The sequence below is a fragment of the Streptomyces buecherae genome, from assembly GCF_014295035.1.
GTDB classification, from domain to species: domain Bacteria; phylum Actinomycetota; class Actinomycetes; order Streptomycetales; family Streptomycetaceae; genus Streptomyces; species Streptomyces youssoufiensis.
The window spans coordinates 7198562-7223347 of record NZ_CP060404.1; the positions used below are offsets into that span (position 1 = coordinate 7198562).

Consider the following 24786-nt stretch of genomic DNA (forward strand, 5'->3'; position numbering starts at 1 on the left):
GTGCCGGGTGGGTCGCCAGACCCACCCGTCGAATGCCATGCCCCGGTGGTGCGGGCTTCCCGTCGCGACCAGCGGCGCGGCTCGTACGGCAGGACCGGTGGTGGCAACTGCCCTCCGCCGGCTGACACTTCGGAGAACCGCATGTCCCCGTCCCCCTCGTCCGCTTCTTCGCCCACCTCCCGCCCCGGCCTGGCGCGTTCCCCGCGCGCCCGGCTGACCGCGCTGGCCGCCCTCACCGTCGTCTCGGCCCTCACGCTCTCGGCGTGTGGGTCGGATGATTCGGACAAGGGGGATGACAAGGGCAAGTCCCGCGTCGTCAAGGACGTGACCGGCGCCGACGTGAAGGTGCCCGAGAAGGTCGAGCGGGTCGTGGTGCTCAGCGAGATGGACCTCGACTCCTCGCTCGCCCTCGGCGTGCAGCCGGTCGGCCTGACGGCGGGCCGCGGGCAGAAGGGCGCGCCGGAGTACCTGGCGGACAAGGCCAAGGACATCGAGGTCGTCGGCGCGGTCACCGGCCCCGACCTGGAGAAGGTCCTGGCGGCCAAGCCGGACGTCATCCTGGCCGGCCAGATCGCCGACGCCCAGGTACTCAAGCAGTTGCGCGGCATCGCGCCGACCGTGATGACGGTGGGCAAGGACAAGAACTGGAAGTCGGCGCTCACCCTCACCGGCGAGGTGCTGGGCAAGCAGAACGAGGCCAAGACCTTCCTCGCCGACTACGACAAGCGCGTCGCGGAGGTCAGGAAGTCGCTGGGCGACAAGGCCGGTTCGACGGTGAGCGTGGCCCGCTACTCCGCCAAGGGCACCGCCGTGATGCAGCAGGGCGTCTTCATCAGCGACGTCCTCAAGGACCTGGAGTTCAAGCGGCCGGCGCTGCAGAACAAGAAGGGCGCCGGGCACTCGACGCCGCTCAGCGACGAGGACATCCAGCAGATCGACGCCGACTGGCTGTTCATCGGCACGCTCTCCTCCAAGGGCAAGGACGCCGACCTCTTCGGCGAGTTGCGCAAGAAGCCGGCCTACCAGCAGCTCGGTGCCGTCAAGAGCGGCCACGTGACGCAGATCGACGGCTCCAAGTGGACGAGCCTGGGCGGTTCGCTGGCGGCCATGTCGGTGCTGGACGACGTCGAGAAGGCGATGGGCAAGTAGTCGCGTCCGGCCGGGGCGGGGCCGCTCCCGGGCGGCGTCCCGCCCCCGCGCCCCGCGTCCGCGTTCCGACGGGGCGTCACGCCTCGCGCCCCGCAAGGTCCCCGGTACGCGAGGGGGCCGTGTCCGCCCGGAGGGCGGCGCTCCGAAGGGTGCGGGAGGCGGCCGGGTCGCCGGCCGTCGCGGTGCCGCGACAGGCCCGCTACCTGGGGCGAAGCGGGCAACCCATGCTAGGTTAGGCTTACCTAAGTAAGGTCACGCCGAGGGGGCAACACCGTGCAGCAGCCAGAACTTTCCGGGCGGATCGCGCTGGTCACCGGCGCGGGCCAGGGCATAGGCGAGGCGGTGGCCAGGGCCCTCGCCGACCGAGGGGCCAAGGTCGCCGCCCTCGACCGCGACGCCGACGGCGTCACGGCCCTGGAGAAGGAGTACGGGGCGCCGCGCGTCAGCGCGTACGCCGCCGACGTCACCGACAGCGCCGCCGTGGACGCCGTCGTGTCCGTCGTCGAGGACCAGGTGGGGCCCATCGACATCCTCGTCAACGTCGCCGGGGTGCTGCGCCCCGCGCCGGTCGCGGAGCTGACCGACGAGGACTGGAGCCAGACGTTCGCCGTGAACACCACCGGCGTCTTCCACACCTGTCGCGCCGTCACCCGCCGCATGAGCGAGCGCCGCCGCGGCAGCGTCGTGACCGTCGGCTCCAACGCGGCCGGGGTGCCGCGCACCAGCATGGCCGCGTACGCCGCGTCCAAGGCCGCCGCCACCATGTTCACCAAGTGTCTCGGCCTCGAACTGGCCCGCAGCGGCGTGCGCTGCAACGTGGTCTCGCCGGGCTCCACCGACACCGCCATGCAGCGGCAGTTGTGGACCGACCCGCAGGCCCCGTTGCGCGTCATCGACGGCGACCCCGCCTCCTACCGGGTGGGCATCCCGCTCGGCCGCATCGCCGAGCCCAGCGACATCGCCGAGGCCGTCGCCTTCCTCGTCTCCGACCGCGCCCGCCACATCACCATGCACGACCTGTACGTGGACGGCGGCGCCACGCTGCGCGCCTGACCACGCGTCGGCCGCGACCCCGCCCGGCGGCCGGCCGGCCCGTACGCCGCCGCGCCGACACCGCCGGGCGCCACCGGGCGCCCCAGGCGCCGCGACCGACACCGGCCCCCGCCCGACGACCGGCCCCGCCCGACGAGCCCGCGCGTCAGGCGAAACGGCCCCATCGACACCCCGACCGGTGCCCCCGCACCGAACGAATGGAGTAGCAGGTGACGACGACACACGAGGTCGCCGAGCGCCCGATATCCGGCCCGTCCGAGCCGGATGCCACGCCGGGGCGGCCCGCCCCGCACCCCGCCCCGCCCCGCGCCGGGCACGCCGCCCCGCACGCCGCGAGCGCCGCGCGCCGGCCGAGGCGGCCCGTACGACCCGGGTGCGACCGGCGCGCGGCAGTGGCCGTGGCGCGGCGCCCGCCCAACGGCCCGTGCGCACGGTGGACACCGACGCCGTCGGCTCGGCCACCGCCCTGCTCGACGCCTACCCCGCGGGCGACGCCCGGTTCTTCGCCTCGCCCACCAGGACCCTGCTCACCCACGGCGTACGCGCCGAGGTCCCGCACGACGCCCGCCCGCTGCCCGAGCGGGTCGCCGCCACGCTCGCCGAGCAGGCCGGCGCCGGCGACCAGGCGCCGCTGGTGGTCGGCGCCGTGCCCTTCGACCACACGGCACCCGCGGCCCTCGCCGTCCCCGACGCCGTCCAGTGGGCCCCGCCGCTCGCCCAGGACCCGCTGATCGCCCTGCCCGCCGCCGCGCCCGAGGCCGCCGGCTGGTCGGTGCGCCCGGTGCCGGAGCCCGCGGCGTACGGGGCGGCCGTCGCCGCGGCCGTGGCCCGCATGCGGCGCGGCGAGTTCAGCAAGGTCGTCCTCGCCCGCACCCTGGAACTCACCTCGCCGGACGACCTCGACCTGCCCGCCATGGTGCAGCGGCTGGCCCGCCGCGACCCGCGCGGCTACACCTTCGCCGTGCCCGCCGGCGCGGGCCGCACGCTGCTCGGCGCCAGCCCCGAACTGCTCGTCAGCCGGCGCGGCGGGCAGCTCGTCGCCAACCCGCTGGCCGGCTCCACGCCGCGCAGCGCCGACCTCGCCGAGGACGTCCGCCGCGCCGCCGCGCTCCTGGAGTCCGAGAAGGACCTGCACGAGCACGCCGTCGTCGTGGACGCGGTGCGCGCCGCCCTCGCCCCGTACTGCGCGAGCCTGCACGTGCCCGAGCGGCCGACGCTGGTGCGCACCGCCGCGATGTGGCACCTGTCCACCACCGTCACCGGCGAGCTGGCCGAGCGCGACGGGCGCGCCGCCAGCGCCCTGGAGCTGGCCTGCGCGCTGCACCCGACGCCGGCCGTCTGCGGCACCCCCACCGCACTGGCCCGCGAGGTCATCGGCGACCTCGAACCCTTCGACCGCGGTCTGTATACCGGCATGGTCGGCTGGGAAGATGCCAGCGGAGACGGCGAGTGGGTCGTCACCATCCGGTGTGCCGAGGCGGAACGGCGCACGCTGCGCCTGTACGCGGGCGCCGGCGTCGTGGCCGCCTCCACGCCGGAGGCCGAGACCGCCGAGACCGGCGCGAAGTTCCAGACGTTCCTGCACGCGGTGGGGGTTGACCAGTGAGTACGCCGACCTGGCCGAGCGAGTTCGCCGAGCGGTACCGGGCCGCCGGCTGGTGGCGCGGCGAGACGTTCGGGCAGATGCTGCGCGAGCGCGCGGAGCGTCACCCGGACCGGATCGCGATCGTGGACCCGGCGCCCGCGCCCGGCTCCCCGGACGGCCGCCGCCTGACCTACGGCGAACTGGACGCCCGCGCCGACCGGCTCGCCGCCGGCTTCCTGGCCCGTGGCATCGGCAAGGGCGACCGGGTGGTGCTGCAACTCCCCAATGTCGCCGAGTTCTTCGAGGTGATGTTCGCGCTCTTCCGCGTCGGCGCGCTGCCCGTCTTCGCGCTGCCCGCGCACCGGGAGAGCGAGGTGCGCTACTTCTGCGAGTTCACCGAGGCCGCCGCGTACGTCATCCCGGCCACGCACGGCGGGTTCGACTACCGCGAACTGGCCACCGCCGTCCGCGCGCAGGTGCCCACGCTGCGGCACGTGTTCGTCGCGGCGGACCCGGCCGAGGCGGGCGGGCACACGCCGCTGTCCGACGTACCGGCCGAGCCGGTGCCGATCACCGACCCGCCCGCCCCCGGTGACCTGGCCTTCCTGCAACTCTCCGGTGGCAGCACCGGCGTGCCCAAGCTCATCCCGCGCACCCACGACGACTACATCTACTCGCTGTGGGGCTCCAACGAGATCTGCGCCGTGGACGAGACCAGCGTCTACCTGTGCGCGCTGCCCGCCGCCCACAACTTCCCGCTCAGCTCGCCGGGCACGCTGGGCGCGCTGTACGCCGGGGCCCGCGTCGTGCTGGCCCCGCAGCCCAGCCCCGACGTCGCGTTCCCGCTCATCGAGCGCGAGCGCGTCACCCTCACCGGGCTCGTGCCGCCCCTGGCCCTGGCCTGGATCGAGGCCGCCGGGCGCGGCGAACACGACCTCTCCAGCCTCCAGGTGCTCCTGGTGGGCGGCGCCAAGTTCAGCGAGGAGGCCGCCCGCCGCGTGCGGCCCGCTCTGAACTGCACGCTCCAGCAGGTGTTCGGCATGGCCGAGGGGCTGGTCAACTACACGCGCCTGGACGACGACGAGGAGACCATCGTCACCACCCAGGGCCGCCCCATCTCGCCCGACGACGAGGTGCGCGTGGTGGACGACGAGGACAACGACCTGCCCGTCGGCGCCACCGGCCACCTGCTCACCCGCGGCCCGTACACCATCCGCGGCTACTGGCGCGCCCCCGAGCACAACGCCACCGCCTTCACCGCCGACGGCTTCTACCGCACCGGCGACGTGGTGCGGCTGACCGAGGACGGCTACCTGGTGGTGGAGGGCCGGGCCAAGGACCAGATCAACCGGGGCGGCGAGAAGGTCGCCGCCGAGGAGATCGAGAACCACATCCTGGCCCACCCGGCCGTGCACGACGTCGCCGTCGTCTCCATGCCCGACGCCTACCTCGGCGAGCGCACCTGCGCGTACGTCGTACCCCGGGCCGGCGCCGAACCCGTGCGCCCCATCGCCATCAAGAAGTTCGTCCGCGAGCGTGGCCTGGCCGCGTACAAGGTGCCCGACCGGGTCGAGTTCATCGACGCGTTCCCGAGCACCGGCGTCGGCAAGGTCAGCAAGAAGGACCTGCGCGCGGCCATCGCCGCCCAGGTCGCCGCCCGCGCGGCGGAACAACCGGGACAGGCGCCGGCCGACCCGTCGCGGGCAGCGCCGCCCGCGACGGCCCCGACCCCCTGACGCCCCGCCGCCGCCCCGCGGGCCGCCACCCCGCACCGGCGGGGGCGCGCACCGCTCCACCCGCTCGACCCGAAGCCTGAAAGGCCCCGTCATGGCTCTGCCCGCCATCGCGCCCTACCCCATGCCCGCCGCGGCCGACCTGCCCGCCAACAAGGTGGCCTGGACGGTCGACCCGAGCCGCGCGGTACTGCTCGTACACGACCTGCAGAACTACTTCCTGTCCGCGTTCGACCAGAACGCGTCGCCGGTGACCGAACTGCTCGCCAACGTCGCCCGCGTCAAGAAGGACTGCGCCCGCCTGGGCGTGCCCGTCGTGTACTCCGCCCAGCCCGGCGGCCAGAGCCCCGCCGAGCGCGGGCTCCAGCAGGACTTCTGGGGGCCGGGGCTGCCCGACGACGAGCACGCCAAGGCCATCGCCGCCCCGGTGGCGCCGGAGCCCGGCGACACCGTGCTCACCAAGTGGAAGTACAGCGCCTTCGTCCGCTCCGACCTGGCCGAGCGGATGGCCGCCCAGGGCCGCGACCAGTTGGTCATCGTCGGCGTGTACGCCCACATCGGCGTGCTGCTCAGCGCCGCCGACGCCTGGATGCGCGACATCCAGTCCTTCCTGGTCGCCGACGCCGTCGCCGACTTCTCCGCCGCCGACCACGCCATGGCCCTGCGCTACGCCGCCGCCAAGTGCGCCGTCGTCACCACCACCGACACCGTTTTCGAGGGGAAGTAACCGCGATGGCCCTGACCGTGGAGCAGATCCGCGCCGACGTCGCCGACGTGCTCGGCGAGGACCCCGCCGACATCCCCGACGACGAGAACCTGGTCGACTACGGCCTCGACTCCGTCCGCGTCATGGCCCTGGTCGAGCGCTGGCGCCGGGACCACGGCGTCGAGGTGACGTTCGTGGACCTCGCCGAGGAGCCCGCCATCGAGCGGTGGGCCCCCCTCCTGGGGGCGCGGACATGACCACCCTGCTCGATCCGGCCGTGCCACGGCGCGGGGCGGCCACCGACGCCGCGCGGCCCGCGCCCGGACTGCCGCTGACCTCGGCCCAGTCGGGCATGTGGTTCGCGCAGGCCCTCGACCCGGACAGCCCGGCCCAGAACACCGCCGAGTACATCGAGATCCACGGCCCCATCGACCCGGCCGTCTTCGCCGAGGCCCTGCACCGCACCACCGGCGAGGCCGACGCGCTGCGGGTGCGCGTCATCGCGGGTGACGGCGACGGGGACGCCGACGGGGAGGCGGCCGGACCCCGCCAGGTGCCCATCGAGATCGAGCCGCCCGGCCGCCCGGCCGCGACCCGGTCCGCGCACCCGGACGGCGCGGCCCGCCGCGCCTTCCCGCTGCACCAGGCGGACCTGCGCACTGCGGCCGGCACCGACGCGGGCCCGGTCGCGGCGGCCCTGGCCTGGATGCGCGCCGACCTGGCCAAGCCCTTCGACCTGGCCAGCGGCCCGCTGTTCCAGCACGCCCTGTTCCGGGTCGGCGACCAGCGCTGGCTGTGGTACCAGTGCGTGCACCACCTCGTCATGGACGGCTACGGCTACTCGCTCCTGGCCCGCCGCGTCGCCGAGGTCTACACGGCCCTGGCCACCGGCGCCGAGCCCACCCCCAGCCCCTTCGGCCGGCTGACCGACCTGGTCGCCGACGACCAGGCGTACCGCGCCGGCGACGGCTACGCCAAGGACCGCGCCCACTGGGCGGCCACCTTCGGCGCCGCGCCCCCCGCCGGCACCGACCCGGCCACCGCGAGCGAGCCCGGCGCCGGCGCCCCGCGCGCCCTGGACCTGCCCGACGCGCCCAGCCTCGCCGGCCGCACCGCGCTGCCCGACCACACCTTCCTGCGCCGCACCGCGCACCTGGGCCACCAGGAGACCGAGCGGTTGCGCGCGCTGGCCACCGAACTCCGCGCCACCTGGCCCGACCTGCTCTTCGCCGCCCAGGCGCTGTACCTGTCGCGGGCCACGCACAGCGAGGACGTCGTGCTCGGCGTGCCGATGATGGGCCGCATGGGCTCGGCCGCGCTGCGCATCCCCGGCATGGTGATGAACGTGCTGCCGCTGCGACTGCGGGTGCGCCCCGAGGACACCCTGGCCCACCTGGTGCGCCAGGTCGTCCTCGGCATCCGCGCCGTCCGCCGCCACCAGCGCTACCGGTACGAGGACATCCGTCGCGACCTGGGACTGCTCGGCGACGGCCGGGCCCTGGTCGGCCCGCTGGTCAACGTGATGCCCTTCGACTACGGGCTGACCTTCGCCGGCGCCCGCTCGGACGCGCACAACCTGTCCACCGGCCCGGTGGACGACCTCACCGTCAACATCTACGACCGCGCCGACGGCGCCGGCCTGCGCATCGACTACGACGGCAACCCGAGGCTGTACGACGAGGACGACCTCGCCGGCCACCAGCGCCGCTTCCTGGACCTGCTGGCCCGCATCGCCGACCCCGCCACCGACGCGCACGCGCCGCTGGGCGAGCTGTCCGTGCTCACCCCGGCCGAACGCACCCTGGTCCTCACCGACTTCAACGACACCGCCCGCGCCCTGCCGCCCACCACGCTGATCGGCCCCATCGAGTACCGCGCGGCCCGCGTCCCGAACGCCCCCGCCCTCGTCTTCGGCGACCAGACCCTGACGTACGCGCAGCTCAACACCCGGGCCAACCGGGTCGCCCGGCGCCTGACGGAACTCGGGGTGCGCCCCGGCGTGCTGGCCGCCGTCGCCCTGCCGCGCTCGGTGGACCTGGTGGTGGCGCTGCTCGCGGTCCTCAAGGCGGGCGGCGCCTACCTGCCGCTCGACCCCGACTATCCGGCCGAGCGCCTGGCGTACATGCTGGGCGACGCCTCCCCGGCGTGCGTGCTCACCGACCGGGCCACCCACGGCGCGCTGCCCGAGACCGCCGTGCCGGCCCTCGTCCTCGACGACCCCGAGGTGCGGGCCGACCTGGACCGCTTCCCCGGCACCGACCCCGGCCGCGCGCTCACCCCGCACCACCCCGCGTACGTCATCTACACCTCGGGTTCCACCGGCCGCCCCAAGGGCGTCGTCGTCCCGCACCGGGCGATCGACAACCGGCTGCGCTGGATGCAGGACACCTACCCGCTGCGCGCCGACGACCGCGTGTTGCAGAAGACCCCCTCCGGCTTCGACGTCTCGGTGTGGGAGTTCTTCTGGGCGCTGCGCGAGGGCGCCACGCTGGTGGTCGCCGAGCCCGGCGGACACCAGGACCCGGCCTACCTCGCGCGCACCATCCGCGACCAGCGCATCACCACCGTCCACTTCGTGCCGTCCATGCTCGGCGTCTTCCTCACCGAGCCGGGCGCCGCGCACTGCGCCGGCCTGCGCCGCGTCTTCTGCAGCGGCGAGGCGCTGCCCCGGGAGACCGTCACCGACTTCCACCGCCTGCTGCCCGGCGTGCCCCTGCACAACCTGTACGGCCCGACCGAGGCCGCCGTCGACGTCACGTACCACCCGTGCGTGCCCGGCGAGAGCGGCCCGGTGCCGATCGGCAAGCCGGTGTGGAACACCCGGCTGTACGTCCTGGACGCCGCGCTCCAGCCCTGCCCGCCCGGCGTCGCCGGCGAGCTCTACCTCGCCGGCACCCAACTCGCCACCGGCTACCTCGGGCGGCCCGACCTGACCGCCGCCCGCTTCGTGGCCGACCCGTTCGCCGCCGAGCCCGGCGCCCGCATGTACCGCACCGGCGACCTGGCCCGCTGGCGGGCCGACGGGGCCGTGGAGTACCTGGGCCGCACCGACCACCAGGTCAAGCTGCGCGGCCTGCGCATCGAACTCGGCGAGATCGAGGCGGCCCTGGCCGCCACGGACGAGGTCGCCGCCGCCTGCGTGCTGGTCCGCGAGGACCGGCCGGGCGACCAGCGCCTCGTCGGCTACGTGACGGGCCACCAGCCCGCCGCGCGGACCGGGCGGTCGGCTCCGGCGGATGCCGCCGCCGGGGCCGACCGTCCAGCGATGGAGAGCGATGAGAGCACGCACGTGGCTGCCGCGCCGACGGCGCCGGAGCGGGCCGGTCATGCGGGGCCCGACGCTGCCGCCCGAGCCCGGCGCACAGGCGCCGCTGTCCCCGAGGGGACGCCGGGTCTGGGCCGCGGCCCGGACCCCGCCCTGCTCCGGGAGCACCTCGCGGCGCGGCTGCCCGACTACATGGTGCCGAGCGCCATCGTCGTTCTGGACGCGCTTCCGCTGAGCCCCAACGGCAAGCTCGACCGCAAGGCGCTCCCCGCGCCCCCGGCCGCCACCACGGGACCCGGCCGCGCCCCGCGCAGCCACCGCGAGGAGACCCTGACCCGGCTGTTCGCGCGGGCGCTCGGCGTGGACCAGGCCGGCGTCGAGGAGAGCTTCTTCGACCTCGGCGGCAACTCGCTGCTCGCCATGCGGCTCGTCGCCGCCATCCGCGAGACGCTGGGCGTCGAACTCGCCCTGGGCACCCTCTTCCAGGCCCCCACGTCCGCCGCGCTCGCCGAGCGGCTGCGCGCCGCCACCGAGGGCGAGGGCGGCGCCGGCGCCGCGGACGACGCGTTGGGCGTCCTGCTCCCGCTGCGCCCCGGCGGTGCCAGGCCCCCGCTGTTCGTCTTCCACCCGGCGGGCGGCATCAGTTGGTGCTACGCGGGCCTGCTGGCCCCGCTCGGCCCCGACCAGCCGGTGTACGGGCTCCAGGCCCGCGGCCTGACCGCCCCCGAGCCGCTGCCCGCCACCATGGAGGAGATGGCCGCCGACTACCTCGACCACATCCGCACCGTCCAGCCACACGGCCCCTACCGGCTGCTCGGCTGGTCGGTCGGCGGGGTCGTCGCCCACACCGTGGCCGTCCGCCTCCAGGAGGCGGGGGAACGCGTCGAACTCCTGGCCCTCATGGACGCCTACCCCTCCGACCAGTGGCGCGACCTGGCCATCCCGGCCCAGGCGGACGCCCCGCGCGCGCTGCTGCGGATGGCCGGCTTCGACATCCAGGAAGGCCGCGCGCTCACCCGCGAGCAGGTGCTCGACACGCTGCGCCGCGAGGGCAGCGCGCTGGCCAGCCTGCCGGAGTACACGCTCTCGGCGGTCGTGGACATCGTGGTCAACAACGCGACCCTGATGCGCAAGCACGAGCACCGCGCCTTCGACGGCGACGTCCTGTTCTTCACGGCCGCCGCCCCCCGCCCCGAGGACTGGCTGACCCGCGACGCGTGGCAGCCCTACGTCACCGGCCGCCTGGTCAACCACGACATCGACTGCCTGCACCCCCAGCTCACCCAGCCGGACGCGCTGGCGGTGGTCGCGGCGGCGATACGGGACTGGCCGACCGGCAGCGCCTGAGCACGCCGAGTGGCCAGACCCCCAGGGGCGCGCGAGCGGGCGCGCCCCTGGGCCTTCCCCGGCCCGTCCCTCACCCGTCTGGCCTACGCCCCGCCGCCACGCGGTGCGCGCCGCCGGCCGCGCCGCATCCTGGGAGGTAAGCCGCACTCCAGGCGTGACCGGACGTTGCCGGACGCGACGCGACGGGCCGCGACCGGACGTGCGGTGCGGTCCGACGTTCGAGGGAAGGGCGCGTCATGAGTCCCAAGACAAGGCCGGACACCGGCGGAGGCGGGCGCACACACGAGTTCTTCACGCCCGGCAGGATCGCCCTCCTCGTGCTGGGCGTCCTCGGCCTGATCTTCATCTTCGAGAACACCCGCCAGGTCAAGATCCGCCTGCTGATCCCCGAGGTCACCATGCCGCTGTGGCTGGTGCTGGCCGCGGTGGCGGTGATCGGGGGGTTGTGTGGGGCGTATCTGTTCCGGCGACGGTGATCCGGCTCCGGTCGGCGGGCGGCCCGTGAGAGGCCCCGCCCGGCCGAGTGGGCCAGATGGCGCGACGCCGGGCGGGGTGTCAGCTCCTGACCGGTGCCCTCCCGACCACGGCCCAGGCGACGCGACGTCACTCGATCGGCTCAACCATCGGGGCGGAACGAAGACGCCAGCCATGGCGGGGCGGACGCGTCGACATTCCTCGGTGAGGACAGCGATATGGCAGACAGCGGCTACTACGTGATCAGCCCGGCAGCGCAGGAGGAGAACGGCGACCTGGTACTGACGGCCGGAGCCGATGGGCGCCTGTGGCAGTCACCCGGAAAGAAGATCACACCCAGTCAGGTCTTCCACGTCAACGCGGACGGGTTGATCAGGCCCACCCTCCACGGGACGAACCGTTTCGCGCACTCGGGCAGTAAGACGAAACACGACCTCGACTACAACAGGTACGACTCGCTGCACGGCACGAAGGCGTCCGCCGCCACGCACTGGGCCACGACGTATTTCGGTGACGACGCCACTTACTCCATCGCGGGAACATCCCTGGTCGAAGGCGTGCTCTACAGCCGGGTGTGGACCGGTGGCGGCAAGCGGGACGAGGAGGCGCGGGTCTACTGGGCGGATTTCGGCGCCACCGTCGCCGACAGCCGTTGGTGCCTCCAGAAATCCGCGCCGGTCCCCAAGGTCGCCTGGGCGGACTGCTCCGTCGGGAAGTTCGGCAAGCTGGGTTCGACCTGGTGGCGAGAGGTGCGGTTCCAGCTACCGACTGGACAGTACAAGCTGCCGGAGGGAACGAAGCTGGCGGTCGGGGCCAAGGACCAGTACAACGTCCCCTGGTTCTGGGTGAACGGCTGGTTCCCCAAGAAGATCAACGTGGCGAAGAAGGGTCACGCGTGGAAGGTCCCCGGATGGGGTATTCCGCTGCCGCTGTACGCGTCGGGGTACTACGACAGCGGCACCAACATCTTCCGCCTGAAGTCCGGGGGAAAAGAGGTCAGCGACACGAACTCCAGCTTCCCGAGCAAGCAACACAGACTGCACTCGTTCCAGTACGTGTTGCCGGGCAACATCATGGGTCCGCCGGCCATCATCGACTTCCATGACGTCATGGATGTCAGATGCGGCGCGGACATCGAAAGGCAGGGTGAGGAGTTCTGGTGATCACGCGGCCCGCTCCTCGCACCGCTGGCGGAAGCGGCAGCTCCGCGAGACGAAGGACAGGACCCAGGGCATGGTCACCCGCAGGGCATTCATCGACGCCACGTCCGCCGTGGGAGCCACCGCGCTCCTCGGTACCACCCCGGCCGCAGCCACCACCGCACCGCCAGCCGCGGGCGTGACGCACGCCGAGGCGCGGGCCCGTGACGCGATCCGGGCGGCAAACGTCGGCATGCGTGCCAGCTACGCCGCCCTCAAGTCCGAACTGAGCACGCGTCTGAGTCCCGTGATCGTCGTCCAGAACGACGCCACGGGCGGACGGTTCACGCTCATCCGCGACGGAAGCCCACCCGAGACCACCTGCCCGGTGCCGGAGCTGTTCGAGCTGGCGAAGTCGATCAGCCACGTACCCCAGGGCCTCTTCTCGATCCTCGCCGCGTACGTCAGCGACACCGTGCCCAACCTCCCCAACGCCAGCCGCATCGACCCACACGACCTGGACATGGTCGCGTTCAAGGGGCCTGGGTCGGTCGACTGGATCGGCCCCCTCCAGGAGTACGCCACCACGCTCACCACCGCGCGTCGGCAGCTCGTGCATGCCAACCTGCCAAAGGAGTTGGAACTGTCCTGTCGAAAGATCCTCGACGAGTCACTCACGTTCATCCGCGATTCCGTGAGGAACGAGACCTTCGACATGGCGTCGTTCACGAGGTTCTCCGCCGCGACCTACCCGAGCATCCGCACCAACATGGAGTACGCGGCCTCGGCCCAGATCTCCGGGGTGGAAGGTCTCATGCGGAAGTGGCGGGCGACGGTCGGCGACGAACAGTGGAAGGACCTGTACACGGTCGTGCTGTCGATCTGGACGACATCCGAGTTGAACCAGGCTTCGATCATCATCAGGCGGTGCATGAATCCGGCGAAGGTCGCCACCCATCTCATCGACCTGTCGACCGTCGAGATTCCGCGCGACCCCATTTTCGTCGCCCTGGACAATCTCGCCCGGATCGTTCTGGACAACGTCTCGGCCGAAATGGTCCTGCCCACCGACCCGGTGGTCGCCGACGCCTTCAAGGGCAAAGAGGACCTGCTCTCGGTGGAAATCCTGCGTCAGCTCGGCGGCCCGGCCGGGGCACCCGCGACTCCCGCTTCGGCGACGGAATCCGCCTGCCCGCTCCTCGGGAAGAAGACCCGGCCCCCGGTGTGACCCCGGCGGCGAACTCACCGGCCCACCCTCACCAGTCACCGGCCCACGCACGCCCGGTCGGGGTGTGGAAGCCTTCCCCGTGCCAGGCGATGATGTTGACCATGAGCCTGTCGCCAGCGCCGGTCATCCCCACGGGGAGGCTGTCCCACTCCGCACAGCCCACGCTCGAATCGCCCGACGGCGCGCTGCTGTCGCGGCCGTGGGCGGCGGCGGACGCCGACGTCGTGCACGGGGCGTACCAGGACGCCGGTATTCGGAAGTGGTCGCTGCGCCGCATGGCCTCGCGCGACGAGGTCCTCCGGTGGATCGCGGTCCAACGACCCGCGCCTAACCGCCGGTTGCCGGGCGTCAACCGGCGTCGCGAGTGTGACCATCTGCCACACCAACATCAACGCGGTCTACGCTGCCGGTCGGTGCCCCCTTCGCCCGAACGTAAGAGGAGACGATGAACAACTCCCTGCCCGTGGTCCTGGTACACGGTTTCTGGCACGGCAGTTGGTGCTGGAGCCCGGTGGTCGAGCGGTTGGCCGCGCGGGGCGTGCCGTCGGTCGCGGTCGATCTGGAGGGGCACGGGCTGCGCGGCCCCGCGCCGCGCGCCCGCTGGGCGCGGCCGTTCGACGCGGCGTCGTTCGCCACCGAGCCGTCGCCGGTGGCGGCGGTCACCGCGTCGTCCGCGGCGGCCGTACTCGCCGAGCAGATACGGACCGTCGGCGGCGGCCAACCCGTCCTCGTGGTGGCCCACAGCATGGGCGGCGTGGTCGCCACCGCCGTGGCCGAGCTGGTCCCCGAACTCGTGGCCGGCCTGGTCTACGTCTCCGCGTTCGCCCCGGTGAGCGGGGCGCCGGCGGGCTACTACAACACCTGTCCGGAGAACACGGGTGAGATGGTGAGCCGGCACCTCGCGGCCGATCCGATGGTGGTGGGCGCGGCCCGCATCGACTTCGGCGACCCGGAGCGGCGCGACCAGATCAAGGAGACCTTCTACAACGACGTCGACGACCGCACGGCCGACGCCACCATCGCGCTGCTGAGCACGGACGGGCCGGCGGGGATTCCGCTGGAGCCCCTGACCGTCACCCAGGAGCGCTACGGCAGCGTGCCGCACGCGTACGTGGTGTGTGGCCGGGACAACGTGATCCCCGCGACCCTGCAGTATCGCTTCGTCAAGGAGATCGACACCGTCTCGGCCACGCCCACCCAGGTCACCGAACTCGACTGCTCCCACTCGCCCTTCCTGTCCCAGCCGGACGCGCTGGCCGAGGCGATCGTGTCCGCCGGACGGGTGGGGGTGCGGGCGGGCTGAGGGCCCGGTCGCCGTGGCCAAGCGCGAACTCACACCGGGCGTGGCAGGTCCAGGCGCGCGAGTGTGGCCGGGTCGACGACGGCGACGATGTCGGTGATGCGGCCGTCCGCGACGGTGAACGCGAGGAGGGCGAGCGGGGTGCCGTCCTCGTCCCAGGAGATGACCCCGGGGAGGCCGTTGACGGTCGCCGCGTGTCCGCGCGCCGCGCTGCCGGCCAGGCGCGCGCGGGTGGCGACCTCGGTGGCTCCGATCGTGACGAACGGGCCGTCCGGGGTGTGGACGGTGAACGTCACCTCGGGGTGCAGGACCCGGAGCAGCTCATCGAACCGGCCCTCGCCGGCCGCGGCCAGGAAGGCTCGGACCACCTCGCGCTGGTGTCGGCCGGGGCCTTCCGGCCGCCGGGCGGCCCGTGCCTTCCTGCGGGCGCGGCTGGTGAGCATCTTGGTCGCGTCGGCCGACTTGCCGAGGATGGGGGCGATCTCCGCGAAGGGCACGGCGAACACGTCGTGCAACACGAAGGCCAGCCGTTCGTCCGGGCGCAGCGAGTCGAGGACCGTGCGGAGCGCGAGGCCGACGGAGTCGCCGAGTGCCACGAGTTCGTCCGGGGTCGGAGCGTCGTCGAGTGTCACGGTGAACTCGGGGGACCGGTCGTCGAGCGAGACCTCCGGGCGGGCCCGGCCCGAGCGCAGGACATCGAGGCTGAGCCGGCCGACGACGGTGGTCAGCCAGCCGCCGAGGTTGTGGATGGTGTCGGCCTCCTGGCGCGAGAGTCGCAGCCACGCCTCCTGGACCACGTCCTCCGCGTCGGCGTGGGAGCCGAGGACGCGGTAGGCGACGGCCTTGAGCCGGTCACGCTGGGACTCGAAGGCTTCGGCGATCGAGTCCGTGGGGTGGGTGCCGGGCATGGTGTTACCTCTCCGCGAGCCGCTTCGTCATAGGGGTGACGGGCACCGGCCCGGCAACGTAACTCGATGACGGAGAGCACTCTCACATGGAAAACCGGCTCACGAACAAGAACCCGAACAACCCCGATGTGTGGACCGCGATCCAACACCTCCACAAGGCGGTCGCCGCCGGGGGCGTGGACCCGAAGCTGCTCGCGCTCGTCCACCTGCGCGCCAGCCAGATCAACGGCTGTTCGGCGTGCGTCTACGCCGGTGCCGCCGCGGGAGTGAAAGCCGGCGACACCGACGAGCGGCTGCACAACGTGGCGGCGTGGCGCGAGGCGCCGTTCTACACCGAAGCGGAGCGCGCGGCCCTGGCGCTGACGGAGGCGGCCACCCGGCTACAGGACGGCGCGGCGGGCGTCACCGACGAGATCTGGGAGGAGGCCGGCGCCCATTTCACCGAGGAGGAGGTCGGCGCGATCACCCTGGAGATCGCGCTGACCAACTTCTTCAACCGGATCAACCGCACCATAAAGGAGCCGGCCGGCAGGACCTGGGCCTGAGCCCGGCGCGGCCCGTGCCCGCACGGGCCGCCCGGCGGCTCCGCGCGCCCCCGCTCAGGCGACGAGCAGCCGCAGGCCCAGCTCCGCCGCGTCCAGGTCGACCAGGTGGCGGTTGCGCTCGGCCCAGCGGCCCGATGACAGGTCCTCGCGGAGCGTGGCCACCGCTCGCCGCTCGACCTGCGGGCCGACGCGGGTCCACACGGATATCGCGCGGCGTACGTGCTCCTCCAGGTACGCCTCGGGGCGGCGCCAGTACGCCTCGAAGAAGCCGTCGGCGCAGTCCCACGGGATGAGGACCGGCTCCAGGCGCGCGCCGAACGCGCGGGCCAGTCGGTCCACCGAGGGGCGGCCGGCGACGAGGTGGCCGACCTCGGGCAGGTAGTCGCGGCTGAGCCAGAACCGGTCGCGCCAGCCGGCGTCGGTGGCGTCGTGCGTGAAGACCACGACGCGCCGGGCCACCCGCCGCATCTCGCGCAGCCCGGCGATCGGGTCCCGCCAGTGGTGCACGGTGCTGAACGCCATGGCCGCGTCGAAGGACCGGTCGGGGAACGGCAGCCGCTCCGCGGCGGCGGCCACGCACGGTGCCGATCCCTCGGGGCGCTGGGCCCGCATGACCGCCGAGGGTTCCACCGCGATCACGTCGCGGTCCGGTGGCTCGTACGAGCCGGTGCCGGCGCCCACGTTCAGCACCGTCCGCGCGTCCCCGAGCGCCTGCCAGACCTGCGCGGCGATCCGCGGCTCGGTGCGCCGCGTCGCCGGATAGGCGGACCCGATGTTCTCGTACAACTGCGCGCCGAAAGGGTGCAGTCGCTCCTCCGACGTCGTCCTGACTCCCATGGCCCGTGCCTCCAGTTCCTCGTCGATGGCGGTGACCATGGCGGCCGCGCGGTCGCGTTGGTCCAGCAGCAGGCCGCGCAGTCGGTGCAGGCGCGCGACCGCGTCGGTGTGCGGGTCGTCCACCAGGTCCGCTATCTCACGCAGGCCGAAGCCCAGTCGCCGGAAGGCGAGTACCTCCCGCAGTCGCTCCACGTCGCTCGCTGAATAGGCCCGGTAGCCGGCCGCGGTCCGCGCGGACGGCTGGGCGAGGCCGATCTCGTCGTAGTGATGCAGCGTGCGGACGCTCACCCCGGCCAACTCGGCCACGCGTCCCACGGTCAGGTGCTCTTCCACGCCCCTGACAATGCGGCATCACGCCGCGTGAGGGTCAAGCGACCGCCCGGTCCCGGAACGCGCGGCGCGGCGCCATCGGAAAACCAGTGGAACGGCGTCGGCATCAGCCCCTACCGTGTCGGCGGAAACACGTCGTCCAGGCAAGGACATGCCGTTGTACACCCTGTGAGACCTCCCGAGCGCTGAATCGTCGCGCGTCGCGCCCTGTGCGTGCCGCGCTCCTTTTTGCTGCGGACTTCTCACTGAAATCGGTGTACTTCTGTGCTCACCAGTTGGGTGGTCATGCCCACCTGCCTGCCGCTCATTGTCCGACGCTGCCACACGTGCGCGTCCGAGCGTCTGCGGGCGAACGGAAAATTTCGCGTCAACGCCCACCACAAGCTCCTCGACGCCTGGCTCCTCGCGTTCTGTACGGGGTGCGGGGCGACCGCGAAGCTCCCTGTTCTGGAGCGGGTGAACGTGCGTGCCGTACGACCCGCGTTGTTGGCTCGGCTGCACGGCAACGATCCCGGGTTGGCGGCCGAGTTGCTGCGGGACCCGGTGGTACGGCGCCGCGATCGGATCGCCCTGGATTGGGATGATGCCTGGCGCCTCGATACCGGGGGATCGGATTACCTGGACCGCGAGGTGATCGATGTCGAGGTGCGTTTCGCGGCGCGGATTCCCGTCCGCCCGGTGCGGCTGATCGCCGAAGGCTGCGGTCTTTCGCGGGCCGAGGTCGAGCGGCTGATCGTGGCGGGCAAGCTCGTTTCGGGCGTACGGCTGACCGGCAAGCTCTCCGACGGCTTCACTTTCACGCTCAAGCGCTGAGTGGGCGGTGAAGCCTGGGACGGTCATGCGCGTTCCCTGCTTTCCCTTTCGGGCCCAGGGCCTGTCCGGTGCGCTTTTCGGGCAGGCCCTGGGCTGGGTCAGCGCCCTGCGGCTGGATGTGCCGGTGAAGCCGACCCGGCGGCATCGACGGGGTCGGGCAGGGTGAGGGCGGTGTGGGCCGGGCGGCCGGTTCTCGGGGGCGTGGTGGTGAGGCCGCGGAGTTTCCGGTTGCGCTTTTCCAGGGCTTCGGCGGTGGTGGGAAAGAGCGCGGCGTCTCCCGTACTGACCTGTGCCTGGTTGAGTTCGACGAACGCGCGGGCTTCGCGTTCGTAGGCGGCGAAGGCGGCGGTGTGGTCGCCGTGGTGGGTGGCCAGCGACGTGGCGAGCAGATAGGCGCCGACGAGGGCGAGGCTGGAGCCCTGGCCGGTGAGGAACGACGGGGCATAGGCGGCGTCGCCGAGAAATGCCGTGCGACCGCTGGACCAGCGCGGCATGCGGATCTGGCTCACGGTGTCGAAGAACGGGTCGGTGGCGCGGTGCATCGCGGCCACCATTCCCGGTATTTCCCATCCGTCGTGGGCGAAGGTGGCGGCGACGAGTTCGCGTTGTGCCACGGGGTCGCGAAGGGCCTCGTACGGCGGTCGCGGGTGGGCGAAGGCGAGGAACGCGTGGAGTTCCGCGCTGTCCCGGACCGCGTAGAGCGCGGCGGCTCGACCGGGGGTGTTCCAGATCAGCGCTTCGTGGGAGAGCCCCAGGGTGTTGGGCATCGCGAAGATGGCGAAGCAGTACCCCAGGTAGTGGTGGAATCGCCGCTCCGGGCCGCAGACGATCTCCCGGGTGCGCGAGTGCAGCCCGTCCGCGCCCAGGACCAGGTCGAAGCCGCGTCGGACGCCGCTGCGGAAGGTGACGTCGACGCCGCGCTCGTGGTCCGTGAGCGTGTCGACGGAGTCGTCGAACACGAACTCCACCTCGTCCCGTACGGCCCCGTACAGAACCTCGGTCAATTCCCCGCGCGGGACCTCGACATCGTGTCCCTCGACGCCGCCGGCCACGGCCTGGGGGTGCGCCGAGGCGACCGTGCTGCCGTCGGCGTGGAGGAAGGTCAACTGCCGTGACGCGATGTGCGCTTCCCGAAGTCGCGGCAGGATTCCCATGCGGCGCGCCACCTCCACGGCGGTGCCCCGTACGTCGATCGGATATCCGCCGTTCCGCACTCCGGCGGACTTCTCCACCACGGTCACCGCGTATCCGTACCGGTTCAGCCAGAACGCCACGGCGGTCCCCGCGATGCTCGCGCCGGAAACCAGGACCGTGCCCTGCGACGTCGTTCGTGTGCCCATGCGTCAACTCCTCGACGGGTGGTGAGAGATGCGCGGGCCAATGCGGTAGCACCTGGCCCGCGACGGAACTGTCCGACTCTGCTGGCGGTTTCCTTTCGGCCCGCTCACGGATTTCCGGCGACCGCGTCCCGTCCGAGGTCGTGATCGTGGTCGCGCTCGCGGTTCCGGTCGGGCGACGGTGAAGGGGAGCCCGGGCGGGTGGCGCGTACGAGGAGGAAGACCAGCACCGCGGCGCTGGCGAAGGCGCCGCAGGCGATCGCGAGGTAACTGAGAACGCCCGTGGACGAGTTCATGGATTCGCCGTCGACGTCCACTGCGGTCGACGTGAGCACGGCCGCGCCCACGAAGTTCAGCACCACCGAACCGACCGAGACCATGACCATCACCAGGCTGGACACGATTCCCTGACGTTCGGCCGGCGCCAGGCTGCCCGCCATGGTGAAGCCGGACGTTCCGAGCCCGCCCACCGTGACGCCCAGCAGGAAGGTGAAGCAGAGCGCGGCGGAGAGGTGGGAAACGCCGAGGAACATGCCGATGGTGGCCACCGTTCCGAGCGCGACCGACCCGGCCAGGGTCCTGGCCGGCCCGACGCGTGCGGTGAGCCAGCCGGCCACCGGGCCGCCGAGCGTGACGCCCAGCCCCGGCGCCGAGAGCAGGAGTGCCACCGTTCCCTGGCCGGCGAGTCCGTATCCGAGATCCTGTTCGGCCGAGACGTCGCTGATGAGCGGGACGAGTTGCAGGGTGCTCTGGTACGAGCCGGCGCCGAGAAAGACGACGAGAAGTGTCAGCACCAACGGCCGGCCGAGATCCCGTACGTCGATCAGGGGATCGGGCTTTCGGCTGGAGAAGAGGGACCACCGGGCCAGTGCCGCGCCGCCACCGACGAGGAGAGTCAGCGGGCCGACGGCGAGCCAACCGAGGTCCGATCCCAGGCTGACGTAACCGAGCACGCCCGCCAGTCCTCCGCCGAGGAGAAGGGCGCCGCCGACGTCGATGGTGCCCGGCGTCCTGGCGAGGGATTCGGGGACGAAGCGGTGCACACAAAGGGCCATGGCGACGGCGACGAAGGCCGATACGAGGAACAGGACCTGGAATCCGAACTCCCTGGCCATGTCCTCGATGAGAAACCGGGACGCGATGTTGAGCACCGCGGAACCGGAGGTCACGATGCCCACGATCAGCATCCCGATGCGGGGCGCGCAGACGCTCCGTACGATGGCGACGGCGAGGAACACGGCCGCCAGCGACGCTCCTTGCAGCATGCGGCCCGGCACGAATAACCAGACGGTGGGGGCGACGGCGCATAAGAGGGCGCCGGCGCAACTCAGCAGCAGGGTCAACACGAGCACCCGGCGCTTTCCGTGGATATCGGCGCTCTTTCCGAGCAGGGGCGCCCACATCACGCCCGCCAGCATCGCGGTGGCGTTCAGCCACGCCGCCTGGTCGGTGTCGAAGTGGTCGAGCATCTCCGGCAGGACGAGCAGCGGCGCGGCGATGGCCGAGTCGACCACGAAGTTCACCAGGGCCAGGACGGCCACCAGGCCGATGAGTTGGCCGTTCCATCTCGTGTGCGGCCCGGCATCCGCGCTTCCGGTCCTGCTCTGCTGCATGAAGGGCTCCTTACTCCGGGACCGCGACGGTGCCGGCACGGCCGGAGGTGGGTGCGGAGGGGGGCGACTACGCGGGCGGTGGCGCCCGGGGCGCTCGTCCGGGCTCTGACGAAGACGCGCGCGAAGGTTTTTAAGGTACGTACTAGTTTCTTATTCGTCAGAGTAGGGTGCGCCGACAAGAAACGTCAAAGGTTCTAAGGAGTGTTGTGGGACGACGGCGGGGCGAAGCGCTGGAGGCGGCGATCCTGGACGCGGCCTGGGAGGAGTTGAGCGAGCGGGGGTACGCGCACCTGACCGTCGACTCCGTCGCCCGACGGGCCGGCACCAGCAAGCCGGTGCTCTACCGGCGTTGGGCGGACAAGCAGAAGCTGGTGGAGGCGGCGGTCGTGCGCCGCAACGACGCGCAAGTGGCCCCGCCGGCGGACACCGGGTCGCTGCGCGGCGACCTGATCGCCACCCTCACCGAGTTGAGCGAGACGCGGGGGCCGTTTCTCACCCAACTCAGCCTGCTGCTCGTCGACTACTTCGCCGAGGCCGAGTCCAGCTTCGCCGAGCTGCGCGAGATGTTCGTGGCCGGGCGCCGCTCCGGGCGCGACGAGATCATGCGACGCGCCACCGAGCGCGGCGAGATCGACCCGGCCAAGCTCACGCCACGGATCGCCTCGCTCCCGTTCGACCTGCTGCGCGGTGAGACGATGATGACGCTACGGCCCGTCGCGCCCGAGGTGATCGAGGAGATCGTCGACACGATCTTCCTTCCGCTGGTCCGTCGCTGACTCGGCCTACGTCCCGACGTGGCCTTGCCGCTGGTCAGGCGAGGGCGGTGGGGTCGCTGTCGGGGTGCAGGGGGATGATGGTGTCCAACCCGATGAGACGCAGGATGCGCAGGGTGGGAGCGGGTACGGCCGCCAGGGCGATGTTCGCCCCCAGGGTGGTCGCGTGGTGGTGGGCCGCGATCAGGGCGCTGATGCCGCTGGAGTCACAGAACTCCAGGCCGCTCAGGTCCAGGATCAGGCGTTGGCCCGGTCGCAGGACGGTCGCGGTGGCGCGTTCCCTGAGGTGGGTGGCGTTGCGGTAGTCCAGGTCGCCGGACACCTCCAGGACAGGACCCGTCGCGGCGTCTCGGGCGGTGATCTTCAGCATGCTCACGGGCTGTTCTTCAGGTGAGGGTGGCATCACAGGGTAAAGGGGAGGAGGGCCAGGGCTAGGGCTGTGCGGTGAGGGGTGGGACACCCAGCGCGAGCAGGGCGGTGTCGTCGTCGAGGCCGTCACCGAAGCTGGCGAGCAGGTCGGTCAGGGCCCCGATGACGTCCACGGTGGACTTGCCGGCGTGGTCGGCGGCGAAGGCCAGCAGGGCCTCGTCCCCGTACAGGCTGGTGCGGTCGGCGCCGGTGCGGGCCTCGGTGAGCCCGTCCGTGTAGAGCAGGAGGGTGTCGCCGGGGGTGAGGACGGTCTCGGCGGTGGCGAAGTGCGCGTCGGGCAGCACGCCGACGAGGAGGCCGCCCGGGGTGGGCAGGAAGGCGGCTGTGCCGTCGGCGCGCAGGACGACGGCCGGAGGATGGCCGCCCGAGGCGAGTTGGATGGTGAGCCGTCCAGGGCTGGCACCGGGGGTGAGGATGCCGAAGATGGCGGTGCAGTAGCGCGGGTCCCCGCTGCCGGTGTAGCGGTCGTGCAGCACGGTGTTCAGCGTGGCCAGGGCCGAGGCCGGGTCGGCGTCGTGCAGGGCGGCGGCGCGCAGGGTGTAGCGGGTCAGCGAGGTGACCGCGGCGGCCTGCGGCCCCTTGCCGCACACGTCGCCGAGGAAGAAGGCGAAGCGTTCGCCGTCGAGGGGGAAGACATCGTAGAAGTCGCCGCCGAGCCGGTCGGGCGATGCGATGTGGTAGTGGGCCGCCGTCTCCACCCCGGGGATCGTCGGCAGGGTGTCGGGCAACAGGGACTTCTGCAGCACGGTGAGGGCGTCCTGGAGCCGAGCGCGGTCGGCCTCCGCCTGCCTGCGGGCCTCTTCGGCCGCCTTACGCCCGCGAAGCAGTTCCTCCTCGTACGCGCGGCGGTCCCGGGCGTCGAAGAGGGTGGTGCGGATGAGCAGGGGCTCGCCGCTCTCGCCGTACTTGACCACCGAGGAGACCAGGACGGGCATCCGGTCGCCGTTGGCACACCTGAGTTCCATGGCGATGCCGCTGATGTCGCCCTGCATCCGCAACAGGGGGGCGAAGTGTGTCTCGTGGTACAGCTTGCCGCCCACGGTCAGCAGGTCGGCGAACCGCATCCGGCCCAGCACCGCGTCCCGCTCCAGGCCGAGCCAGTCCAGCAGCGTGGCGTTGATCTTGGCGATGGTGCCGTCCATCAACGTGGAGAGGTAGCCACAGGGCGCTGCCTCGTACAGTTCCTCGGCGCTGTCTTCCAGCAACGCGGCGAAGGCCGCGTCTGGCGTGGAGTCGCGGTGGCTCTGGATGTCGGGGGCTCCTTCGTTTTGGGACTCGTACGGCTCCGGCTGTTGATCGGTGTGGATCAACGAGGTAGGCCGGCCAGGAAGTCACGGATGGCCTCGTTGGTGGCCTCGGGCGCGGACAGGTGCGGGCAGTGACCCGTCGTGTCGAGCGTGACCAGCGACGAACCGGGGATCGCCTGGTGCACGAAGGCGCCGACCTCCCGGGGCGCGATCACGTCCTGGACGCACTCCAGGACCAGCGTCGGGACCTTGACCCGCCCGAGGTCGTCCCTGGTGTCGGACAGGAACGTGGTGCGGGCGAACACGCGGGCCATGTCCGGGTCGGTCGCGCAGAAGCTGTTCTTCAGCTCCTCGCCCAGTTCGGGCCGGTCCGGGTGCCCCATGATCACCGGTGCCATCGCCGCCGACCAGCCCAGGTAGTTCGAATCCAGGGACGCGAGCAGTTCGTCGATGTCCTGCGCGCTGAACCCGCCGTGGTAACCCTCGTCGTCGACGTACCGGGGGGACGGCGCGACCATCACCAGCGAACCGATCCGCTCCGGAGCCGTCTCCGCCGCCAGCACGCCGACCATCGAGCTGACGGAGTGCCCCACGAACGTCGCGTCCCGCAGGTCGAGCGCCTCGCACACCTCCACCACGTCCCGAGCGTAACCCTCCAGCGAGGCGTAGCGCTCCTCGGAGAAGGCGGTGAGGTCCGAGCGGCCACACCCCACGTAGTCGAACAGCACGAGGCGGTACGCATCGGCCAGCGCGGGCACCGTCAGCCGCCACATGTTCTGGTCACAGCCGAACCCGTGGGCCAGCACGACCGTGGGGCCCTGCGGGTTGCCGGCGACGGTGACGTTGTTCCTCCGGAAAATGTCCATACCAGGCAGTCTGACAGGCCCGGCAAGTCACCGGAGCATCGCACTGGCCGGGCCACCGAGTGGGTCGATCTGAGGGTGCCGGTCCGGGTGTGTCGGTACGGGTGGGCAG

21 protein-coding genes are annotated in these 24786 nt (G+C 72.3%); 14 read left to right on the forward strand and 7 right to left on the reverse strand.

Annotation, left to right across the window (positions count from 1 at the left end; all coding sequences use genetic code 11):
- Positions 1-141 precede the first annotated feature (141 nt).
- From H7H31_RS28730 to H7H31_RS28780, 11 genes are all read left to right on the forward strand, one after another.
- Positions 142-1149 (forward strand): ABC transporter substrate-binding protein, encoded by a 1008-nt coding sequence (locus H7H31_RS28730; RefSeq protein WP_187061909.1) that lies wholly within the window; start codon positions 142-144, stop codon positions 1147-1149.
- A 273-nt stretch (positions 1150-1422) separates the two neighbouring features.
- A complete protein-coding gene (locus H7H31_RS28735) occupies positions 1423-2202 on the forward strand; it encodes a 2,3-dihydro-2,3-dihydroxybenzoate dehydrogenase (protein ID WP_176160883.1) in 780 nt (259 codons plus the stop codon).
- Between the two features lie 424 nt (positions 2203-2626).
- On the forward strand, positions 2627-3808 hold the full coding sequence (dhbC, locus tag H7H31_RS28740; protein ID WP_187059872.1) for an isochorismate synthase DhbC: 1182 nt from the start codon (positions 2627-2629) through the stop codon (positions 3806-3808).
- Complete coding sequence (locus tag H7H31_RS28745) at positions 3805-5523, forward strand: (2,3-dihydroxybenzoyl)adenylate synthase (protein WP_187059873.1); 1719 nt, start codon at positions 3805-3807, stop codon at positions 5521-5523. The genes dhbC and H7H31_RS28745 overlap by 4 nt, the downstream gene beginning before the upstream one ends.
- A gap of 91 nt (positions 5524-5614) precedes the next feature.
- Positions 5615-6247 carry an isochorismatase family protein gene (locus tag H7H31_RS28750; RefSeq protein WP_187064813.1) on the forward strand — a complete coding sequence of 211 codons (633 nt, stop codon included), beginning with the start codon at positions 5615-5617 and terminating at the stop codon, positions 6245-6247.
- Between the two features lie 5 nt (positions 6248-6252).
- Positions 6253-6483 carry a phosphopantetheine-binding protein gene (locus H7H31_RS28755; protein ID WP_176160880.1) on the forward strand — a complete coding sequence of 77 codons (231 nt, stop codon included), beginning with the start codon at positions 6253-6255 and terminating at the stop codon, positions 6481-6483.
- A complete protein-coding gene (locus H7H31_RS28760; RefSeq protein WP_187064815.1) occupies positions 6480-10838 on the forward strand; it encodes a non-ribosomal peptide synthetase in 4359 nt (1452 codons plus the stop codon). The genes H7H31_RS28755 and H7H31_RS28760 overlap by 4 nt, the downstream gene beginning before the upstream one ends.
- A gap of 236 nt (positions 10839-11074) precedes the next feature.
- Positions 11075-11314, forward strand: coding sequence for a LapA family protein (locus tag H7H31_RS28765; protein WP_187064817.1), 240 nt, complete (start codon positions 11075-11077; stop codon positions 11312-11314).
- A 216-nt stretch (positions 11315-11530) separates the two neighbouring features.
- On the forward strand, positions 11531-12475 hold the full coding sequence (locus H7H31_RS28770) for a hypothetical protein (RefSeq protein ID WP_187064819.1): 945 nt from the start codon (positions 11531-11533) through the stop codon (positions 12473-12475).
- Positions 12459-13679, forward strand: coding sequence for a hypothetical protein (locus H7H31_RS28775; RefSeq protein WP_232110129.1), 1221 nt, complete (start codon positions 12459-12461; stop codon positions 13677-13679). Before H7H31_RS28770 ends, H7H31_RS28775 begins: the two co-directional genes overlap by 17 nt.
- 445 nt (positions 13680-14124) lie before the next feature.
- Positions 14125-14982, forward strand: a complete 858-nt coding sequence (locus H7H31_RS28780) for an alpha/beta fold hydrolase (protein ID WP_187064820.1) — start codon at positions 14125-14127, stop codon at positions 14980-14982.
- A gap of 29 nt (positions 14983-15011) precedes the next feature.
- Here the strand turns inward: H7H31_RS28780 and H7H31_RS28785 are convergent, their stop codons facing one another.
- Positions 15012-15887, reverse strand: a complete 876-nt coding sequence (locus H7H31_RS28785) for a sigma-70 family RNA polymerase sigma factor (protein WP_187064821.1) — start codon at positions 15885-15887, stop codon at positions 15012-15014.
- A gap of 86 nt (positions 15888-15973) precedes the next feature.
- On the opposite strand from H7H31_RS28785, the gene H7H31_RS28790 reads away from it, so the two are divergent.
- Positions 15974-16432 (forward strand): carboxymuconolactone decarboxylase family protein, encoded by a 459-nt coding sequence (locus H7H31_RS28790; RefSeq protein WP_187064822.1) that lies wholly within the window; start codon positions 15974-15976, stop codon positions 16430-16432.
- Between the two features lie 54 nt (positions 16433-16486).
- Here H7H31_RS28790 and H7H31_RS28795 read toward each other — a convergent pair whose 3' ends face one another.
- On the reverse strand, positions 16487-17602 hold the full coding sequence (locus H7H31_RS28795; protein ID WP_187064824.1) for a MerR family transcriptional regulator: 1116 nt from the start codon (positions 17600-17602) through the stop codon (positions 16487-16489).
- Positions 17603-17863: 261 nt separating this feature from the next.
- On the opposite strand from H7H31_RS28795, the gene H7H31_RS28800 reads away from it, so the two are divergent.
- Positions 17864-18412: a DUF1062 domain-containing protein gene (locus H7H31_RS28800; protein ID WP_187064826.1), complete on the forward strand. Its 549-nt coding sequence runs from the start codon at positions 17864-17866 to the stop codon at positions 18410-18412.
- Positions 18413-18510: 98 nt separating this feature from the next.
- Here H7H31_RS28800 and H7H31_RS28805 read toward each other — a convergent pair whose 3' ends face one another.
- Both H7H31_RS28805 and H7H31_RS28810 read right to left on the reverse strand, forming a co-directional pair.
- Complete coding sequence (locus H7H31_RS28805; RefSeq protein ID WP_187064827.1) at positions 18511-19752, reverse strand: FAD-dependent monooxygenase; 1242 nt, start codon at positions 19750-19752, stop codon at positions 18511-18513.
- Between the two features lie 104 nt (positions 19753-19856).
- The gene (locus H7H31_RS28810; RefSeq protein WP_187064828.1) at positions 19857-21362 is read right to left on the reverse strand and encodes an MFS transporter; all 1506 of its coding nucleotides are present in this window, start codon (positions 21360-21362) and stop codon (positions 19857-19859) included.
- Between the two features lie 206 nt (positions 21363-21568).
- Here H7H31_RS28810 and H7H31_RS28815 point away from each other — a divergent pair, with 206 nt between their 5' ends.
- The gene (locus tag H7H31_RS28815) at positions 21569-22138 is read left to right on the forward strand and encodes a TetR/AcrR family transcriptional regulator (RefSeq protein WP_187064829.1); all 570 of its coding nucleotides are present in this window, start codon (positions 21569-21571) and stop codon (positions 22136-22138) included.
- Between the two features lie 34 nt (positions 22139-22172).
- Here the strand turns inward: H7H31_RS28815 and H7H31_RS28820 are convergent, their stop codons facing one another.
- From H7H31_RS28820 to H7H31_RS28830, 3 genes are read right to left on the reverse strand one after another with little or no spacing between them, the layout of a single operon-like run.
- Positions 22173-22511, reverse strand: a complete 339-nt coding sequence (locus H7H31_RS28820; protein WP_187064830.1) for an STAS domain-containing protein — start codon at positions 22509-22511, stop codon at positions 22173-22175.
- A gap of 55 nt (positions 22512-22566) precedes the next feature.
- Positions 22567-23874 (reverse strand): PP2C family protein-serine/threonine phosphatase, encoded by a 1308-nt coding sequence (locus H7H31_RS28825; protein ID WP_187064831.1) that lies wholly within the window; start codon positions 23872-23874, stop codon positions 22567-22569.
- The gene (locus tag H7H31_RS28830; RefSeq protein WP_187064832.1) at positions 23871-24677 is read right to left on the reverse strand and encodes an alpha/beta fold hydrolase; all 807 of its coding nucleotides are present in this window, start codon (positions 24675-24677) and stop codon (positions 23871-23873) included. Before H7H31_RS28830 ends, H7H31_RS28825 begins: the two co-directional genes overlap by 4 nt.
- Positions 24678-24786: the final 109 nt, after the last annotated feature.

What these genes read in the sequence shown, in the direction of transcription:
- H7H31_RS28730 (WP_187061909.1), top strand. Translation starts at nt 142, where the DNA reads ATGTCCCCGTCCCCCTCGTCCGCTTCTTCGCCCACCTCCCGCCCCGGC.
- H7H31_RS28750 (WP_187064813.1), top strand. Translation starts at nt 5,615, where the DNA reads ATGGCTCTGCCCGCCATCGCGCCCTACCCCATGCCCGCCGCGGCCGAC.
- H7H31_RS28755 (WP_176160880.1), top strand. Translation starts at nt 6,253, where the DNA reads ATGGCCCTGACCGTGGAGCAGATCCGCGCCGACGTCGCCGACGTGCTC.
- H7H31_RS28760 (WP_187064815.1), top strand. Translation starts at nt 6,480, where the DNA reads ATGACCACCCTGCTCGATCCGGCCGTGCCACGGCGCGGGGCGGCCACC.
- H7H31_RS28765 (WP_187064817.1), top strand. Translation starts at nt 11,075, where the DNA reads ATGAGTCCCAAGACAAGGCCGGACACCGGCGGAGGCGGGCGCACACAC.
- H7H31_RS28770 (WP_187064819.1), top strand. Translation starts at nt 11,531, where the DNA reads ATGGCAGACAGCGGCTACTACGTGATCAGCCCGGCAGCGCAGGAGGAG.
- H7H31_RS28780 (WP_187064820.1), top strand. Translation starts at nt 14,125, where the DNA reads ATGAACAACTCCCTGCCCGTGGTCCTGGTACACGGTTTCTGGCACGGC.
- H7H31_RS28785 (WP_187064821.1), bottom strand. Translation starts at nt 15,887, where the DNA reads ATGCCCGGCACCCACCCCACGGACTCGATCGCCGAAGCCTTCGAGTCC.
- H7H31_RS28790 (WP_187064822.1), top strand. Translation starts at nt 15,974, where the DNA reads ATGGAAAACCGGCTCACGAACAAGAACCCGAACAACCCCGATGTGTGG.
- H7H31_RS28805 (WP_187064827.1), bottom strand. Translation starts at nt 19,752, where the DNA reads ATGGGCACACGAACGACGTCGCAGGGCACGGTCCTGGTTTCCGGCGCG.
- H7H31_RS28810 (WP_187064828.1), bottom strand. Translation starts at nt 21,362, where the DNA reads ATGCAGCAGAGCAGGACCGGAAGCGCGGATGCCGGGCCGCACACGAGA.
- H7H31_RS28830 (WP_187064832.1), bottom strand. Translation starts at nt 24,677, where the DNA reads ATGGACATTTTCCGGAGGAACAACGTCACCGTCGCCGGCAACCCGCAG.